This window comes from Clostridium thailandense (genome assembly GCF_019207025.1).
GTDB lineage: Bacteria > Bacillota > Clostridia > Clostridiales > Clostridiaceae > Clostridium_AM > Clostridium_AM thailandense.
Genome location: NZ_JAEEGC010000210.1, coordinates 1 through 16,189, shown reverse-complemented (window position 1 = coordinate 16,189; position 16,189 = coordinate 1). Strand labels below are relative to the sequence as shown.

At 32.6% G+C, this 16,189-nt stretch carries 14 protein-coding genes, 2 rRNA genes and 1 pseudogene; 2 read left to right on the top strand and 15 right to left on the bottom strand.

Translation table 11 applies throughout. The features are described from left to right. Positions 1-121: 121 nt before the first annotated feature. From I6U48_RS30605 to I6U48_RS28490, 6 genes and pseudogenes are all read right to left on the bottom strand, one after another. Positions 122-349, bottom strand: coding sequence for a hypothetical protein (locus I6U48_RS30605; protein WP_376774610.1), 228 nt, complete (start codon positions 347-349; stop codon positions 122-124). 19 nt (positions 350-368) lie between these two features. Further along, a pseudogene (locus I6U48_RS30600) lies at positions 369-683 on the bottom strand (MFS transporter); the annotation flags it as partial. Positions 684-1,377: 694 nt separating this feature from the next. After that, on the bottom strand, positions 1,378-1,851 hold the full coding sequence (locus I6U48_RS28505) for a MarR family winged helix-turn-helix transcriptional regulator (protein ID WP_218323901.1): 474 nt from the start codon (positions 1,849-1,851) through the stop codon (positions 1,378-1,380). A 91-nt stretch (positions 1,852-1,942) separates the two neighbouring features. Beyond that, positions 1,943-3,106, bottom strand: coding sequence for a sensor histidine kinase (locus I6U48_RS28500; RefSeq protein ID WP_218323900.1), 1,164 nt, complete (start codon positions 3,104-3,106; stop codon positions 1,943-1,945). After that, the gene (locus I6U48_RS28495; RefSeq protein WP_218323899.1) at positions 3,090-3,782 is read right to left on the bottom strand and encodes a response regulator transcription factor; all 693 of its coding nucleotides are present in this window, start codon (positions 3,780-3,782) and stop codon (positions 3,090-3,092) included. The genes I6U48_RS28500 and I6U48_RS28495 overlap by 17 nt, the downstream gene beginning before the upstream one ends. A gap of 67 nt (positions 3,783-3,849) precedes the next feature. Beyond that, positions 3,850-4,263 (bottom strand): hypothetical protein, encoded by a 414-nt coding sequence (locus I6U48_RS28490; protein ID WP_218323898.1) that lies wholly within the window; start codon positions 4,261-4,263, stop codon positions 3,850-3,852. A gap of 564 nt (positions 4,264-4,827) precedes the next feature. Here I6U48_RS28490 and I6U48_RS28485 point away from each other — a divergent pair. Together I6U48_RS28485 and I6U48_RS28480 are read left to right on the top strand one after the other, a co-directional pair. Then, a complete protein-coding gene (locus tag I6U48_RS28485; RefSeq protein ID WP_218323897.1) occupies positions 4,828-5,220 on the top strand; it encodes a transposase in 393 nt (130 codons plus the stop codon). Positions 5,221-5,835: 615 nt separating this feature from the next. After that, positions 5,836-6,057, top strand: coding sequence for a NifU family protein (locus I6U48_RS28480; protein ID WP_218323896.1), 222 nt, complete (start codon positions 5,836-5,838; stop codon positions 6,055-6,057). A 139-nt stretch (positions 6,058-6,196) separates the two neighbouring features. Here I6U48_RS28480 and mmsB read toward each other — a convergent pair whose 3' ends face one another. The 9 genes from mmsB to I6U48_RS28435 form a co-directional block, all read right to left on the bottom strand. Then, complete coding sequence (gene mmsB / locus I6U48_RS28475) at positions 6,197-7,372, bottom strand: multiple monosaccharide ABC transporter permease (RefSeq protein WP_218323895.1); 1,176 nt, start codon at positions 7,370-7,372, stop codon at positions 6,197-6,199. Next, positions 7,372-8,946, bottom strand: coding sequence for a multiple monosaccharide ABC transporter ATP-binding protein (mmsA, locus tag I6U48_RS28470; protein WP_218323894.1), 1,575 nt, complete (start codon positions 8,944-8,946; stop codon positions 7,372-7,374). The genes mmsB and mmsA overlap by 1 nt, the downstream gene beginning before the upstream one ends. Before the next feature lie 89 nt (positions 8,947-9,035). Continuing rightward, positions 9,036-10,133: a multiple monosaccharide ABC transporter substrate-binding protein gene (gene chvE, locus I6U48_RS28465; RefSeq protein ID WP_218323893.1), complete on the bottom strand. Its 1,098-nt coding sequence runs from the start codon at positions 10,131-10,133 to the stop codon at positions 9,036-9,038. Between the two features lie 149 nt (positions 10,134-10,282). Continuing rightward, entirely contained in the window at positions 10,283-11,560 is a 1,278-nt protein-coding gene (locus I6U48_RS28460) for a helix-turn-helix domain-containing protein (RefSeq protein WP_218323892.1), read from the bottom strand. Further along, complete coding sequence (locus tag I6U48_RS28455; RefSeq protein WP_218323891.1) at positions 11,554-13,041, bottom strand: sensor histidine kinase; 1,488 nt, start codon at positions 13,039-13,041, stop codon at positions 11,554-11,556. Before I6U48_RS28455 ends, I6U48_RS28460 begins: the two co-directional genes overlap by 7 nt. Further along, complete coding sequence (locus I6U48_RS28450; RefSeq protein ID WP_218323890.1) at positions 13,025-14,011, bottom strand: sugar-binding protein; 987 nt, start codon at positions 14,009-14,011, stop codon at positions 13,025-13,027. Before I6U48_RS28450 ends, I6U48_RS28455 begins: the two co-directional genes overlap by 17 nt. A 320-nt stretch (positions 14,012-14,331) precedes the next feature. Then, positions 14,332-15,171: a methyl-accepting chemotaxis protein gene (locus I6U48_RS30415; protein ID WP_218323889.1), complete on the bottom strand. Its 840-nt coding sequence runs from the start codon at positions 15,169-15,171 to the stop codon at positions 14,332-14,334. Positions 15,172-15,574: 403 nt separating this feature from the next. Further along, positions 15,575-15,691 (bottom strand): 5S ribosomal RNA (rrf, locus tag I6U48_RS28440). Positions 15,692-16,061: 370 nt separating this feature from the next. Then, positions 16,062-16,189 (bottom strand): 16S ribosomal RNA (locus I6U48_RS28435); the annotation flags it as partial.

Genomic DNA, 16,189 nt, shown 5'->3' with positions numbered 1-16,189 from the left:
ATAAATACCTCTTACAAATAATTCTTTTAACATTACACCCAACTAAATACAAAATTTTCCTTACTCACAGATTACTTTAGCATTTCATAAATGTCAACTCTTTTTCTACATAATTTGTAATTCAATCTTTATTAGAAGTATAAAATTCATGTGTTGATTCATTATCAACAGCAATACTGACATATAAATCACGTGATGCACCCAGCCCAGCAAACAAACATAAACCAGCAATTCCAATCAGAATAATGAGCGGCAGCGCCCAATTGTTAGACGCATCATGTAGAAACCCCAAAAGCAGCGAGTAGGTATCCGACTGATTGTGCCATGCCGGACAGTCTTGCCGCTTCATCTGCATTTCTCGTACAGAAACTGAAAAATATGATAGATAAGCAAAAAGTAAGTATCCAAAGCAGCACCAATTCAGTGCCAAATTTTCGCGCCAATCTTGGAGCTAAAGGTTAAAATCCTGCAAAAGCCAATAACGGAAGGGTTGTAATCATACCCGCCAATGTATTTGAAATATGCAAGCTTCCACGAATTTAATCGACCAAAGAGCCAACCGCTGTTAAAGGTGCACGCAAATTTGCTGCAATAAATGTAATTCCAATTATCAGCATTATTGATGTAGCTGTTTTTAAATATAAATCCAGGCTCTTTTCGTGTTTGTTGCTTAATTGATTCATTCGTATAGCAACTCCTTACGTTAATCATAATTAAAAGTGTATGGATGCCATACACTTTGATGCAATTGTTTATTCATCTTGCTTTTTTAAGGGTTTATCAATTTCATTATTCCCCAATTTATTATAAAAAGGATTGATTTGCTCAAATATTGAGTATTCATATGGATAAAAACCAAAGAGAACGCATGCGGCTAAAGCATTATAGATTGCCCATAAGCTTCTTTCATCACTCTCAAGTATTTTATGTTTATGCTTACGCTTAATCACTTCACTATTATCAGAATCCAGATATGACTTTGGCGATTTCCTCTTTTTGATGTTAGCACCTCCTAACTTAATTATAGATAAAAGTGTATGGTTGCCATACTCTGGGGTGCAATTTTTTATTGATCTTGTTTTTTTAATAGCTTATCAATTTTATTATTTTCCAACTTATTATTGGAAAGATTGACTTGCTCAAATATTGAACATTCATATGTATAAAAACCAAAGGGAAGGTATGAGGCTAAGGAATTATAAATAGCCCATAAAGCCCTTTTGTCAGCTTCAAGTATTTGTTTATACCTCTTCTCACTCACTTCACTATTATCAGAATCCATATATAGCTTTGATAATTTTTTCTTTTTGATGTTATCACCTCCTAATTAATTATAGATAAAAAAGTATATGGTTACCATACTCTTATTTAAAAATTTTATTCATCAAAATTTTCACTGAAAAATTTAACTTTGTTCATCAGGGACGACAAAAAGTTTGACAAAAATTCTAATTCATGTTCAGAGGCATTTTGCAGTTCATCTTCAACCATACTGTTTACAACAGAATGATAGTGCATATGATTGCTATGAGCTTTTTTACCTTTTTCAGTCAGACTCAATGAATATCTAGATAAATTCAGATCATCAACTTCCTTTATAACCAGATCCTTTCTCTCTAGCTTTTTGAGAATTTCGGAAACCGACCCTTTTGTTACTCCTAAAATATCGGCTAGGCCTCCCACATGAATGCCAGGATGTTCGGCAATAGCCATTATCACATGTATTTCAGAGTAAAAAATCGGCACATCCGTTTTGTAGTTGCGAGTCTTTTTATCCAAATCAACCAAGGCAAGCGCTAACTTCAAAGAATTATCTGCAATTTTATGTTTGTTATCTACAAATTTATCCATGACAATAGTATATGGCTACCATACGCTTTTGTCAAGTCACTATTAATTTAATAGTGACTTGTTAACAACCCCCAAGGATTATTGCGAAGCTTTAGCTGAGCTTACTTCTTTTTAAGTGACGTGAAACCTCAAAGCATGTACCAACGCCAACTGTACTCTCTAGTTCTATTTTCCATCCGTGTTTTTCAATGATTGATTTAACTAATGACAATCCTAATCCTGCTCCAGCAATCTTTCTCGACCTGGACGGATCAACTCTATAAAACGGCTCAAATATTTTATTGATATTTTCTGCTGGAATTCCAATACCTGAATCAGAGATGATGATTTTTTCCACATTATCCTCTACCAACGTCTTAATTTCAACTTTTCCATTAGTGCTGTTATACTTCATAGCATTTTCAACCAAATTAAAAAATGCCTCATATATAAGGGTTTTATTTCCTACAATTTTACTAAATCCAAACTCATAGTCGATATAGATATTTTTATCATTATATATTGGCTGTAATTCAGCTTCTATCTGTAAAAATAATTTTTTTAAATCTATCTCATCCGCAGCATCTATGCAGCTTTCATTTGTAAGTAAAAATAAATCCTCTACAATATTCATTAGTCGTTTTGTATTGCGTTCTACCATTTCTATTGTTTCCTTATATTCTTCAACTGTAGGTTCCTCATCAAGATGCAGAACCTGTATACCAGCGTTCATGATAGAAAGTGGAGTTTTTAGTTCGTGTGATACACTGGAGGAAAAACGCTTTTGCCTTAAAAAAGATTCATTTAGTCTTTCTAACATTGCATTATAAGAAGTTACTAAGCTTCCAATCTCATCCTTAACAACATAAGTTGGTATTCTGCCTTTAAGATTATGTTCTGTAATATTAATAATAGAATCATTTAACTCCTGCAAAGGTTTCAATGCTTTTCCTGTAATTATATAAGTAGCTATCATCCCTATGCTGGAAAAAATAATTAAATATATGTAACTCCAAATGTCAAACTGCTTTTTTGCTAAAAGCACTTGAGCTGATGGAGTCACTTTGGATTTTATAACATCATTCTTTTCCGCTTGCACCAACTCTGCTTCACCAGTGTTAGGATCTTTTGTTATTGCAATTTCATCTGGCAATATAAATTTGTTCCGAGCATTATACATACTAGATAATGTTAAAAGCACAGAGATTGCAAATAATATTGCTCCTGTTAAGAGGGTGATTCTCATTCTAATAGAAACCTTATTCAATAACTTCATTACTATCCTCCATTAAAATATAGCCTTGTGCCCTAATATTTTTTATATACTCCACATTACATCCTAATTCATTCATTTTCTTCTTTATTGAATGGATATGATACTTTAAAGAGTTTGAGAATAAATCTGCTTCACTATCCCATACATGCTCTATAAACTGTTCTGTTCTTATTACCATATCTTTATTAAAAAAGAGATACTCTAATATTTCATATTCTTTTTTTGTTAACGGCAGCGAGGATTGACCAATGTAAGCAGTTTTGGAAACCGTGTTTATTTTAAGATCTCCACATATCAGCACTGTTGATTTTTGTGTAAAGGACATTCTCAAAAGCATCCGTATTCTTGCCTCTAGCTCCTTATAGTCAAATGGCTTAATTAGATAATCATTGGCTCCCATATCTAAACCTATTACCCTATCATCTATATCGTTGCGGGCAGATAAAATAAGTACTTTAGAACTCATATCCTTTTCCCGTATTACTTTTAAAACCTCTAATCCATCCAGCTTAGGCAGATTTAGATCTAGAATAATTAAATCATATTCATTGATTTCATACAGATATAATGCTTCCTCACCATCGTAAGCGTTATCTATTGCATATCCACTTTTTTTCAAACCTTTTGATATAATTGCGGATAACTCTTCTTCATCCTCAACTAAAAGTAATTTCATCTTATTGTACTCTCCTCTGCATAGTATAAAAAATGAAGCAGCAGCAAATTTAGCTACTGCCTAAAAACTATTTTGCTTTATCTGTATCAGTCTTTGCCGGCTCAGTTTTCCTAAGATTAGTATTATCAATCTTATCCCCTGTAGTTGTTTGTACTTCAATACCATCTGCAGATTTGCTTATAAATATCTGATCAGGCTTAACTGCTGTACCTACTGCGGAAATCTTAGATGATTTATTAGATTCTGTTTTGCTAAGATTAGCATTGTCAATCTTAGCCCCTGTAGTCGTTTGTACTTCAATACCATCTCCAGATTTGCTTACAGATATATGATCAGGCTTAACTGTTGTAACCGATGCTGAAGTCTTAGCTAGTTTATCAGATTCTGTTGATGCATATGATACCATAGATGTTGTTCCTACCAATATTAATGCTGCTAGTGAAGTAAAACCGATTTTTTTCATTTTTTTTGTTATATTCATAATATAACCTCCTGCTATAATTTTTTATTTTGTAAGGTTGCAACCTATGCACCTAGTATATCAAAATAAAAGTTAGGAGAAGGTTAGTTTTATTATAACAATAAATAGACTTAAATTTTATATGTCACTCCGCAGGCTAAGTCTTCTTGAAAAACCTCGATGGCAATTTCATCATTAAAATAATATAAAAGGACTGAAGAATATCCATTGTTTATTCCTATTATTTTATTTATATTATCACAAAAATGCTTTTACTTCTATGATGCTCATCACGAAGAACAAGAACACTATTTTAAAATCTAGCACAATGGCAAAAATGAAATTTACGGACATAATATTATTTATACTTAATTTTGTAAAAAAGAGCTTACAAATTGAATTAGATGATTTCTTTAAAAAAGTACTTGACACTGATGTGATTATTACCAAACAAGCTTTTTCACAGGCTCGCCGAAAGGTTTTACCTGAGGCATTTATATATCTATTAGACAAAGTAAATGAAGGATTTTATAATGCATCATTTAAAAAACACCGTGATATAGGCTATTAGCTATTGATGATACAGTGCTAGAATTACACAACAATGAAGAATTAAGGAATACTTTTGGGTATATTGAAAATCAAAATGCAAAAGTAGCTCGTGCAAGAGCTTCGGCATTATATGATATAGAAAATGATATAATAATAGCCTCTAAACTGACAAATTATAGAGCAAGTGAAAGAGATATTGCTGAAACTTTAATAAATAAAATGTGTGAGCTTGGAATACATAATGATTTGATATTATTCGATAGAGGATATCCATCACATGATTTTATAAAGTTTATTGAATCCAAAAATATTAAATATTTAATGAGAGTTAGTTCTAAATTTTTTAAGGATGTTGTTAACGCTCCAAATGAAGATCAAATTATGGATATTTCATATAATGGTGGCATTAGCAAAACAAGATGCTAATCAAGTAATTGGAGAAAATTTAAAAGAAAAGAGAATAAATCTACTCAAATGGCAAACAGAATGAACAAAAAGAGAGCTTTATAAAATACAGTTATAAGTTTTTATGGAAAAACTCTCATTTAACATGATGAGAGTTTGTTTCTTATATCCAAAATTAGAAATTTAATATTAAAAATAACAGCAATCATGAAAAAAGCCCATATTGCTATAGACTTCTTTTCAAAATTACATTTTGTAAAAATATTGAATTATAGCTTTATGACATTGCCCCCGAGGATTACTGCGAAGATTTAGCTGAGCTTGTTTCTTTATATTCTGTTCTGTACTTAATGTATCTCCGCAGGCTAATGCTTCACAAGAATCCTCTAAGGCCAATATCATTATTTAATGGATTCAGCAATTTTTATAAATTTTATTTATCATGCATTCGACATCGATTTTCAGCACTTTACCAGACCACATATCTTTCTGAACTTGCTAACAATTGTTTTAAATCTCCAGGGGATACTTATGATCGCAGCGAATTTGTTAAAAGATAATATATTGACAAAGATAGATAAAAGCACTATAATTAGTTCGTACTCGGACGAATAATATAGAAAGAAGGTTATTTTTATGAAAGAATTAATAATCAAATCCCTAGAAAAAATTAGACCGATACTTCAAAGAGATGGCGGAGATGTAGAGCTAGTAGATGTAAGCAAGGATGGAGTTGTAAGTGTAAAAATGCAGGGTGCCTGCGGAAATTGCCCTGGAGCAATGATGACAATTAAGATGGTAATAGAAGAAACCTTAAAAAAAGAAGTACCTGGAGTTAGAGAAGTTATAGGCGTTTAAAACATAAAATATTTAACTTGTGTTAAACTACTACCAACAAATATTTTTTTATAAGTTAAATGTCTAGCTTGGTTATCTATATAGAATAAGAGCGTACATAAGTCTTGATTTCCTCAATTCTATGTACGCTCTCTTCTTGCTAAGATTTTGATTTACTTTTGGAAATTACATCAAAGGCAACAGCCGCCAAAAGTACAATTCCTTTAATAGACATCTGCATATCACTTCCCACTCCAAGTATAGACATACCATTATTGAGAACACCCATAACCAAAGCACCAATTATAGCCCCCATAACTGTTCCTACACCACCATATGCTGATGCACCACCTATGAAACAAGCTGCTATTGCATCTAATTCAAAGTTTAAACCTGCCTGTGGAGATGCGGAGTTAATACGAGAGGCAAACATCATACCTGCCACTGCTGATAAAACACCCATGTTCACATAGGCAAAGAAAAGTACTCTGTTTGTATTGATACCAGAAAGTTTTGCTGCCTTTTCGTTACCGCCCATTGCATAAAGGTAACGCCCTGGAACAGTGTTTGTTGTATAGATGGAGTAGACTAAAATAAGAATTCCTATAAAAAGCAAAGCAATTGGAATGCCTTTATAAGCCGCAAGCCAGTAGAAAAATAAATTAATTACAGCTACTATGCCTACAATTTGAGTTATAAAAAGTGGTGCCGGACTAAGTGGAAAATCGTTCTTTTTTTGTTTTGCTCTCTTTTTTAACTGTAGAACTATATATAGAATAGATATAATAATACCTACAAGTATAGCCGTGAAATTTAAGGTTGTTCCAAATCCGCCAAAAACATCCGGTACAAAACCAGAGCTAATTTTTTGAAAACTCTCAGGAAATGGTGCAAGAGTTAATCCCTTAAGCATTGTAATGGTAAGACCTCTAAAAAGAAGCATTCCTGCAAGGGTTACGATAAAGGCTGGTATTCTTATATAGGCGATCCAAAAACCTTGCCATACTCCAATAAGTAATCCAAGTAGAAGAGCAATGAGTATAGCAAGTGCTACATTCATTTTCATAGTTATGATAAGTGTACCAGCCACAGCTCCAATTAAAGCACATAACGAGCCTACAGAAAGATCGATATTACCTCCTGTTAAAATAGCTATAGTCATACCGATTGCTAAAATGAATACATATCCATTTTGAAGTATTAAATTTGTTACATTCATAGGAACCAAAAGGATTCCTCCTGTTGCAACTTGGAAAAAAGCCATTATTAGTACTAAAGCAATTATCATTGCATATTGTCTTATATTATTTTTGAATATTTTTTTAAATGCTTCCATTATTTTACCTCCCTGTTACCTTGCTGGCATGTTTCTTGCATATTGCTATTTGTGCTCTTCATTATGCATTTCATTATGCTTTCTTGTGATGAGTCTTCATGAGAAAGCTCACCCACAATTCTGCCTTCATTCATTACATAAACTCGATCACACATTCCTAGTATTTCAGGAAGCTCTGAAGAAATAAACATAATGGACTTACCTTGATCTGCCAGCTTATTAATGATTGTATAAATCTCAAACTTAGCGCCCACATCAATTCCCCGAGTAGGCTCATCTAATATTAATACTTCCGGATCTGTAAAAATCCATTTACTAAGTACTACCTTTTGCTGATTTCCACCAGACAGGTTCCCCGCATTTTGAAAAACACTTGGAGATTTAATATTTAATTTTTTTCGATACTCCTCGGCCACTTGAATTTCTTTATGGTCGTCCACAAACTGTTTATTACTTATTTTATTAAGATTTGCGAGAGATATGTTGCTTCGAATATCTTGTATGAGAACAAGACCTGATGTCTTACGATCTTCTGTAACATATGCAAGTCCATTATTTATAGCATCACGAACACTTTTAAGAACAAGTTCTTTTCCGTCTTTTATAATTTTTCCGCTTATGTTTTTGCCATAGGCTTTGCCAAATATACTCATGGCAAGCTCCGTTCTTCCGGATCCCATTAGACCTGAAAATCCTACTATTTCGCCTTTGTGAATCTTGAAGCTTACATTATCAATAATCTTTTTATCTTCAATAAGAGGATCATATACAGTCCAATTTTCAACTTGTAATACAATCTCTCCAATTTTGGATTCACGATTTGGAAATCGATTTGTTAGTTCCCGGCCTACCATACCTTTAATAATTCTATCTTCACTTAAATCCTTGTCCATTTTATCTAAAGTCTCTATTGTTCCACCATCACGAATAATGGTAATAGAGTCTGCGATCTTTAAAATCTCATTTAATTTATGGGAAATAAGAATACAAGTAATTCCCTCTTTTTTTAATTCTAATAATAATTTTAATAAATTATTTGAATCCTGTTCATTAAGTGCAGCGGTAGGTTCATCAAGAATCAAAAGTTTTACATTTTTTCCTAGGGCCTTTGCAATTTCCACGAGTTGCTGCTTACCAACACTAATGTCTTTAATTAGTGTATTAGAATCATCATTTAGACCTACTTTTTTCATTAATTTCTTTGCATTTGCATGTGTTTCATCCCAGCTAATAAATTTATGCTTTGCTTGCTCATTTCCAAGAAATATATTTTCTGCTATTGAAAGATAAGGGATTAGGGCTAATTCCTGATGAATGATACCAATTCCTGTTTTTTCACTATCTTTTATTTCCTTAAACGTACATTCCTTACCTTCGTATATTATCTCACCACTATAAGTGCCATATGGATATACTCCACTGAGTACATTCATAAGAGTTGACTTTCCAGCTCCATTTTCACCAATTAGAGCATGAATTTCTCCAGGCTTAACTTTAAGATTTACATTATCTAGGGCTTTTACACCGGGAAAGAGCTTTGTAATATTTCTCATTTCAAGTATAAATTCATCCATCCCTACATCTCCTAACATTATTTTGATATCTGAAAGCCGAATACCTAATAAAAGGTCTTCGGCTTTAAAAGTACAACTGTATTTAATTTCTACTTCAAATCAGACTCTTTATAATATCCACTGTCTATAAGGATTTTCTTGTAGTTGTCTTTGTCTGCGTAAACAGGATCGCAAAGGAAGGATGGTACAACCTTTGAACCATTGTTGTATGTTTTTGTGTCATTTACATCAGCTTGTTTACCTTGAACTATTGCATCTACCATTTCAACAACTTTGCTTGCAAGTGTTCTTGTATCTTTAAAAATAGACATTGATTGTTGATCATGGATCATTGCAAGTACGTTTGGTTTGTCACAATCTTGACCAGTTAAAACTGGATATGGCTTATCCGCAGTACCGTAACCAGCATTTTTTAGTGAAGCAACAATACCTATTGCTAAACTATCATTTGGAGAAAGAACAACATCAAGCTTTGCTCCTTTTGAATAAGTTGATGTAATTAGATTATCCATTCTTGCTTGTGCTTTTGCTGAATCCCAACCTTGAATAGCAATAGTTGTAAAATCTTTTTGTTTACTGCCTACAACAAGTTTACCATTGTCAATGTATGGTTTTAACACACTCATAGCTCCATTAAAGAAAAAAGTTGCATTGTTATCATCTGGTGAACCACCAAATAATTCAATATTGAAAGGACCTTTTCCCTCTTTAAGTCCAAGTTTCTTTTCAATATATTGACCTTGAATTACGCCTACCTTAAAGTTATCAAAGGTTGCATAGTAATCTACATTTGGAGTTTTCATAATCAATCTATCATAGGCGATAACTTTGATTCCATTATCTGATGCTTTTTTTAGAACATCTGTTAGAGCCGCACCATCAATGGATGCAATTACAAGAACTTTACACTTTTTTGTAATCATGTTTTCAATAGATTGTACTTGTGCGTTTACATCATTGTTTGCATATTGCAAATCAACCTTGTAATTTTTAGCTTCAAGCTGTTTCTTCATATTTTCGCCATCTTGGTTCCAACGTTGAAGCGATTGAGTTGGCATAGCAACACCAATTAGATTTGATTTTGTGCCAGAATCTGATGCTGGAGTCGTTGTCGTAGGTGTACTGCCGCATGCTGATAGACTAAGTGCAAACACTCCTGCAAGCATTGTGGAAAGTAGTTTTTTCATTTTAGTTCCCCCTCATATACAAAATTTGGTATATTTTAATAGTACAACATGTATACGTTTAGCTGAACGTAATTCCTTGCCTTATAATAATCAAATATTGCGCAGTTTTTATGTAAAAAAAAACCAGGGCAGTGCAAAAAAATACTACCCTAGGTCTTATTGCTTTTAAACTCTGTTGGGCTTACCCCTGAATATTTCTTAAATACTTTGCTGAAATAATTAGGATCCCTATATCCTACCAAATAACATATATCCTTAATAGGCATAGCGGTGGTTATTAAAAAATCTTTTGCTTTATTGATTCTAACTATATTTATGTAATCAGAGAAATTAAATCCAAGTGTTTCTTTGAAGGTCCTACTAAAATAGTAAGGACTTAGATTAAACTTTGCTGCTGTTTTCTCAAGATCTATTTCTTCTTGAATATTATCTATAATATATTGCTCTACAGCCTTAAAAAGAGCAACTTTTTCCCTGTCAATATTTTGAGACTTTCCATTAGTATTTATATCACCAAAATAATGAATACCTTTGTCCCCTGATTTATGTTCCAAAGCGCTGCAAGCTTCTTCATAGGATTTGTGAAGGAGTTCGAAACCACCATAACACATTCCAATACCAATATTTAGTGATACACCAAAGCTTTTCTTCGCTTCTCGTTTGATGTCAGCTGCAAGCATAACTGCATTCTCTTTTTCTTCCATTTCTGTCTCTATGTTCATTTCTTCTTTTAAGTCTTTTAATTGAATAAAATAAACTAGTTTATTTGTAAAAAGATAACTTCCAATTGCTTTGTATCTATGATTAATATATTCTTTTACGTACTCTCCAAGCTGAAATTTAAAGTTTTCATCTCTGGAAGCTTCTTTTAACTCAGCCACAATGGAATACCCATTTTTAAAATCTAAGCCAAGATATCCCTTGTAAGTTTGGTAATCAGTCAAATAAAGGGTATCATTAATAATAGAATAGCTTAATTCATTTTCCAAAATAGGCAGGAGATTGTAAAATTTCTCCTGATTTTCAATTTCCCGTCTTCGTTTCTCTTTCTCACTGTTAACAAAATTCACTGCTTCCTTTATCTTTTCTATGACTTCTATCTTGCTGAAAGGCTTTAAAATATACTGCTTCACATTATTTTTAACGGCCTCCACTGCAAAATCAAAATAGTCATAAGCTGTAAGAATGATAAAATAGGTACTTGGAAGAAATTTATTAATTTCTTGTATTGCTTTAAGTCCATTGATACCAGGCATTTTTATATCTGTAATAATGATATCCGGTCTTATCCTTTCTGCTATTTCTATTGCTTCTCTTCCGTTTTTAGCTTCACTTATTTCAAGGTGCTCTGAAAATGCAGAAGTAAGCATACTAAGTATTGAGTCTCTATCATACTTTTCATCATCAGCTATAAGCAATTTCAACATATATCTTTCAGCTCCTTTATAGGGATTTTCAAATAAACCTTTGTACCAAAATCTTTTTTACTCTCTATTCTAAAAATATTTTTTTGTCCATAAATTAATTCAAGTCTTTGAACTACACTTCTTATGCCCATTCCTGTTGTATGCCCAGTATGCGGAGGTTCAACATCTTCTGAAATAATTTTATTTAAGGTCTCCTCATCAATACCACAACCTGTATCCTCTATGAGCACCGTACATACATCTCCTTGCTCCAAAATATCAATATTTATAATCCCACCCTCTTCTTTAGGCTCTATACCATGTATAAATGCATTTTCAACAAAAGGCTGAAGAGTCATTCCCGGAACTAGTACTTTTGATAAATCTCCTCTTACGCGGAGATTAAATTTAATCCGATCCTCAAATCTTAATTGTTGAATAAACATATATTGCTTAACCACAGTAATCTCTTCTTCCATTGAGGCATTTCTGTCCATCATTCGAAGGCTGTACCTAAGTATTCCTGAAACCGATGTAATAAGACTTTCTGTTTGTGGAGCATTTTCTTTTATTGCAGCCTGATTAATACAATTAAGCGTATTAAATAGGAAGTGGGGATTAATTTGAGATTGTAAAACTTTTAGCTTAGATTGTTTAAGTGCATTTTGATATTTTAATAAATTCATCTCTTCATTTCTAAGCTTCATCTCCAATTCCGCTTTTTCCTTTATGAAGTTTATGTGTTTTTTTATATTATGAATCATTGTGCTGAAAGCCTCGGATAATATATCTAGCTCATAAATGAAAGTTTTTTTTCCTTCATAAAATGAAAAATCACCATAGGATACTTTTTTAGAAGCCTCTACCAATTCCCGAAGCTTTTCCAATATATTTTTAAGAAAGAATAAAGTATAGAGTATACTTATAAGCAGTGCAGTTATGATGTAGAATAATAATACTTTATATATGGTCTTTTCTTTTTCCTTAAGCTTATTATAAATTTCATTATTATAACTTAGATAACTTTCACTGAGCTGTGTTAAGAATATGTTACTATAAGAAAAAATCTCTTTAGTAAAAACATAATGGCCATAATATACATCGATTCCACTTTGTTTCGAAGATATTTCAATAGTAGCATCTCCAGAAGTTCTATAACTTCTTAGAGAATTTTGCAAATCCCTTAAAATATATTTGCTGTGAAGGTCAGACTTTCCCTCAAGTAAGATTAGATTATTCATAGCATTGTCATAGCTTATCTCATATTTTTCTTTACTTTCTGCAGAACTTTCAATCATGTATTTATTAAAATTAGTAAAAGAATCATTGAGAGAATTTTTGACTTCCTTTGTTATACTCATTTTATTTAGCATACTATCATAGGAATTTATTATTTGTTTGCTTATAACGAAGGATATAATACTATTGGTAGCTATGGGAATAATTGTGATAAGGACAAATATTATAAACTTCCTTCTTAAACTACTAGTTTTCACTCTCATACTCTCCTCGTGTTTTTTTAAACTCCTCAAGATTATCTTTAGTAACTACACTAACATCTGTAAGAAATATACCTTTGGTATCTTTACCTTCCATAATATCCATTATTATATTTACTGCTTTATATCCCATACCATAAGGGTCTTGTACAATTGTAGAAGTAATTATTCCATTTTTTATATAATCAAGGGTTTCAGGCAAATCATCGAAACAAATAATCTTAACTTTTTGGGTAGCTCCCATACTGATTAACGCTTTAGCTGCACCTTGTCCATCTAGTGCTGAAGTACAAAATATAGCTTTAATGTCCTTGTTATTTATCAATATTTTTTTAGTAGCAAGCTCTGCTTCCAAAAGATATGAATCTGAGGACTCAACCTCTGATATATTAAGTTTTGAATTACTCTTTATATACTCAGTAAAACCCTTTACTCTTTCAATTTGATTTTTAACATTTTTTCCACCCATAATAATCCCTACATTTCCATAGCTGCCAACCTGATGAATCATTTCCCTAGCACCAACTCTGCCCGCGGTGACATTATCGGTACCTACATAAGCTAAACGTTTACTGTTTTCTGCATCAGAATCTACCGTTACAATGGGAATTCCACCTGCTAATACTTTGTCGATAACAGGTTTATACAAGGCTTCATCCTGAACATAGGTAATAATTCCACTCACTTTAGCTGCATAGGCCATATTTATAAATTTTATACCTTCGCCTGCGCTTGCGTTATCTGGCCCCTGAAAATCAATCACAGCATTTCTTTGTTTTGCTGCCTTTTCTGCGCCTAATTTTACATATTTCCAATAAGGATTTGAGTACACATGGCTAATTAGTGTTATTTTAGGTTTAATTTTTTCATCAACAATAGTTGGCTCTCTAAGAGCTGTTAGAAGCATCCAGTTCATTATTATAAAGTATAAAATAAACAATGTGCATTTTATAAATACTGAAAATTTTTTCATTTATTTCCACCTCATATGTTAAATTATACCATATTTTACTTTGTATGTGGTATACTGCTATTGAAAATTGATTCGTCCTAAAAACTCTTTAGATTATATCAAGCTAAAAAATGAAGCTGTTTCATTTACAAAAAACTATGCCAAAAAGTAAAATTATACGCAGAGAGAGATTACCAAAACTTGGTAACCTCTCTCTGCATATAATTCTACTTTCGGTTGTGTCTGCCTAAATGTAACATCCCAACCTGATGCTTATCATTTTAATATTTTTTACTTTTCTTCTAAGTTAAATTTGCTGGCTAAGTATTCTGTAAATATATCTATATTATTCCAGCTATTCTTTCAATCTCTACTGTAATAGTCGTAAGCTGCTGCATAGAAGCAGCTATCTCTTCTGTAACTGATGCCTGATTTTCTCCAAGTTGAGCAGTATCTAACAAGGTTTTAACCATATTTGATATGTCATTTTGAATTGATTGAAGTATTTCTTTTATATCTTTAACCGACTTTGAACTGTTGTCTGCCATTTTTCGTATTTCTTTGGCAACCACGGTGAATCCTCTTCCTTGCTCCCCAGCTCGAGCAGCTTCAATCGCTGCATTTAGACCAAGTAGGTTTGAACTTGTGGCAACTTGATTAACAAATTGTAAAATTTCAGAAGTTTTTTCAATTTCAACAACTATGTTTTCCCCTGACTTTTGTAATAAATCCAAATCTCTTGCTAGTTGCACAGCTGAAGATGATAATTCCTCCATTCCTGCAGTAATTTCCTCTGCTGTTGCAGCAATTGTTTGAGCAGACTCATGCAATGTTTGTTGAGTATCAATGCTTAATCCTAAACTAAATGCTCCTATTATTGAACCGCTTTTATCTTTTATAGGAATACTGCATGTTTTTGTAGGAATTCCATAAACTTCTTTAGGTAAATTCAAAGATATTTTTTCACCAGTTTGTTGACATTTATACAACCCAGATTCGTGTGGAATTGGAACCCCAGGAGATACTTTAGCATCAATGATTTTGCCTGGAAGATAATATATGAATTTTTCCTTATCAGCAACTGCAAACATGCTGTCCATATGTAAAATAGATTGAATAAGGGGAATTGCATTCACTAAAGATTCAATAATGTCATTTCCATACTTTTCTATAATATTCACTCCATTCTATTAAAAATTTAACTACTTGAATTTCAATAAAAGTGATATCATTCAAATACTATTACTTTCATTTAAATTATTTATAATTATAACATGCATCTCTCATTTTTTCATTACATTTCAATAAAAAACGTCTCTTTGAAATACCCTCTAAACCATTTGGGGAAAGTTTACCTAGGTAGTCTTATTTAAAATGTCTGGTTTTATATTAATAAGATTTTATTGAATCGATTCTAACTTTTTTATCCTTCTGCTGCCTTCGATGCCTTCAAGTATAAATGATAAGATAAGAATGTCATTCTTAATTTACATCTTTTCCTTAATACATTCCATTTAACATAGTCAAATATATAAAAAAGGATTGATTCAAAATTTCATTCGAATCAATCCTTTTTTTTATATGACCTGGCAACGACCTACTCTCCCACAGAGTCTCCTCTGCAGTACCATTGGCACTGTGAAGCTTAACCGTCGTGTTCGGAATGGGAACGGGTGTTACCTTCACGTCATTATCACCAGATGCTGATTTCTTCTAAATCTTCGATTTAGTCAAAGAATCAGTACTCCTCAGCTCTGCTGAGTGAGTTTCATTTTATATTTCACTGTGCAATTTTCAAAGAACAATTGGAGATTTATCATACCATATCGATTTTTCAAAATCAACGGGCAAATAAATCTTGAGAATATTAAAGCTGAAACAAGTTCAGCTAAATTCCTCATTATAAGCTATTTAGGCTTATAATCCCTCAAGATTAAACAGAGTGTAAACCAGTCTCTACTATGACCACAGTACAGTCATATTTTCACCAAATGGTCCGGGGTAATTCTTAACACTGAAACAAGTTCAGCTAAATTACCCATTAAAGACCATTTAGGTCTTTAATCCTTAGAAAGGAGGTGATCCAGCCGCAGGTTCTCCTACGGCTACCTTGTTACGACTTCACCCCAATCACTAACCCCACCTTCGGCCGCGCATTCCTTTCGGTTGTGCTACGGACTTCGGGTGTTGCCAGCTCTC

Coding starts and splice junctions, on each gene's coding strand:
- chvE (WP_218323893.1), bottom strand. CDS start 10,133: ATGAAAAAACTACTTTCCACAATGCTTGCAGGAGTGTTTGCACTTAGT.
- I6U48_RS28490 (WP_218323898.1), bottom strand. CDS start 4,263: ATGAATATAACAAAAAAAATGAAAAAAATCGGTTTTACTTCACTAGCA.
- mmsB (WP_218323895.1), bottom strand. CDS start 7,372: ATGGAAGCATTTAAAAAAATATTCAAAAATAATATAAGACAATATGCA.
- I6U48_RS28455 (WP_218323891.1), bottom strand. CDS start 13,041: ATGAGAGTGAAAACTAGTAGTTTAAGAAGGAAGTTTATAATATTTGTC.
- I6U48_RS28460 (WP_218323892.1), bottom strand. CDS start 11,560: ATGTTGAAATTGCTTATAGCTGATGATGAAAAGTATGATAGAGACTCA.
- I6U48_RS28500 (WP_218323900.1), bottom strand. CDS start 3,106: ATGAAGTTATTGAATAAGGTTTCTATTAGAATGAGAATCACCCTCTTA.
- I6U48_RS30605 (WP_376774610.1), bottom strand. CDS start 349: ATGAAGCGGCAAGACTGTCCGGCATGGCACAATCAGTCGGATACCTAC.
- I6U48_RS28450 (WP_218323890.1), bottom strand. CDS start 14,011: ATGAAAAAATTTTCAGTATTTATAAAATGCACATTGTTTATTTTATAC.
- mmsA (WP_218323894.1), bottom strand. CDS start 8,946: ATGGATGAATTTATACTTGAAATGAGAAATATTACAAAGCTCTTTCCC.
- I6U48_RS28495 (WP_218323899.1), bottom strand. CDS start 3,782: ATGAAATTACTTTTAGTTGAGGATGAAGAAGAGTTATCCGCAATTATA.
- I6U48_RS28480 (WP_218323896.1), top strand. CDS start 5,836: ATGAAAGAATTAATAATCAAATCCCTAGAAAAAATTAGACCGATACTT.
- I6U48_RS28505 (WP_218323901.1), bottom strand. CDS start 1,851: ATGGATAAATTTGTAGATAACAAACATAAAATTGCAGATAATTCTTTG.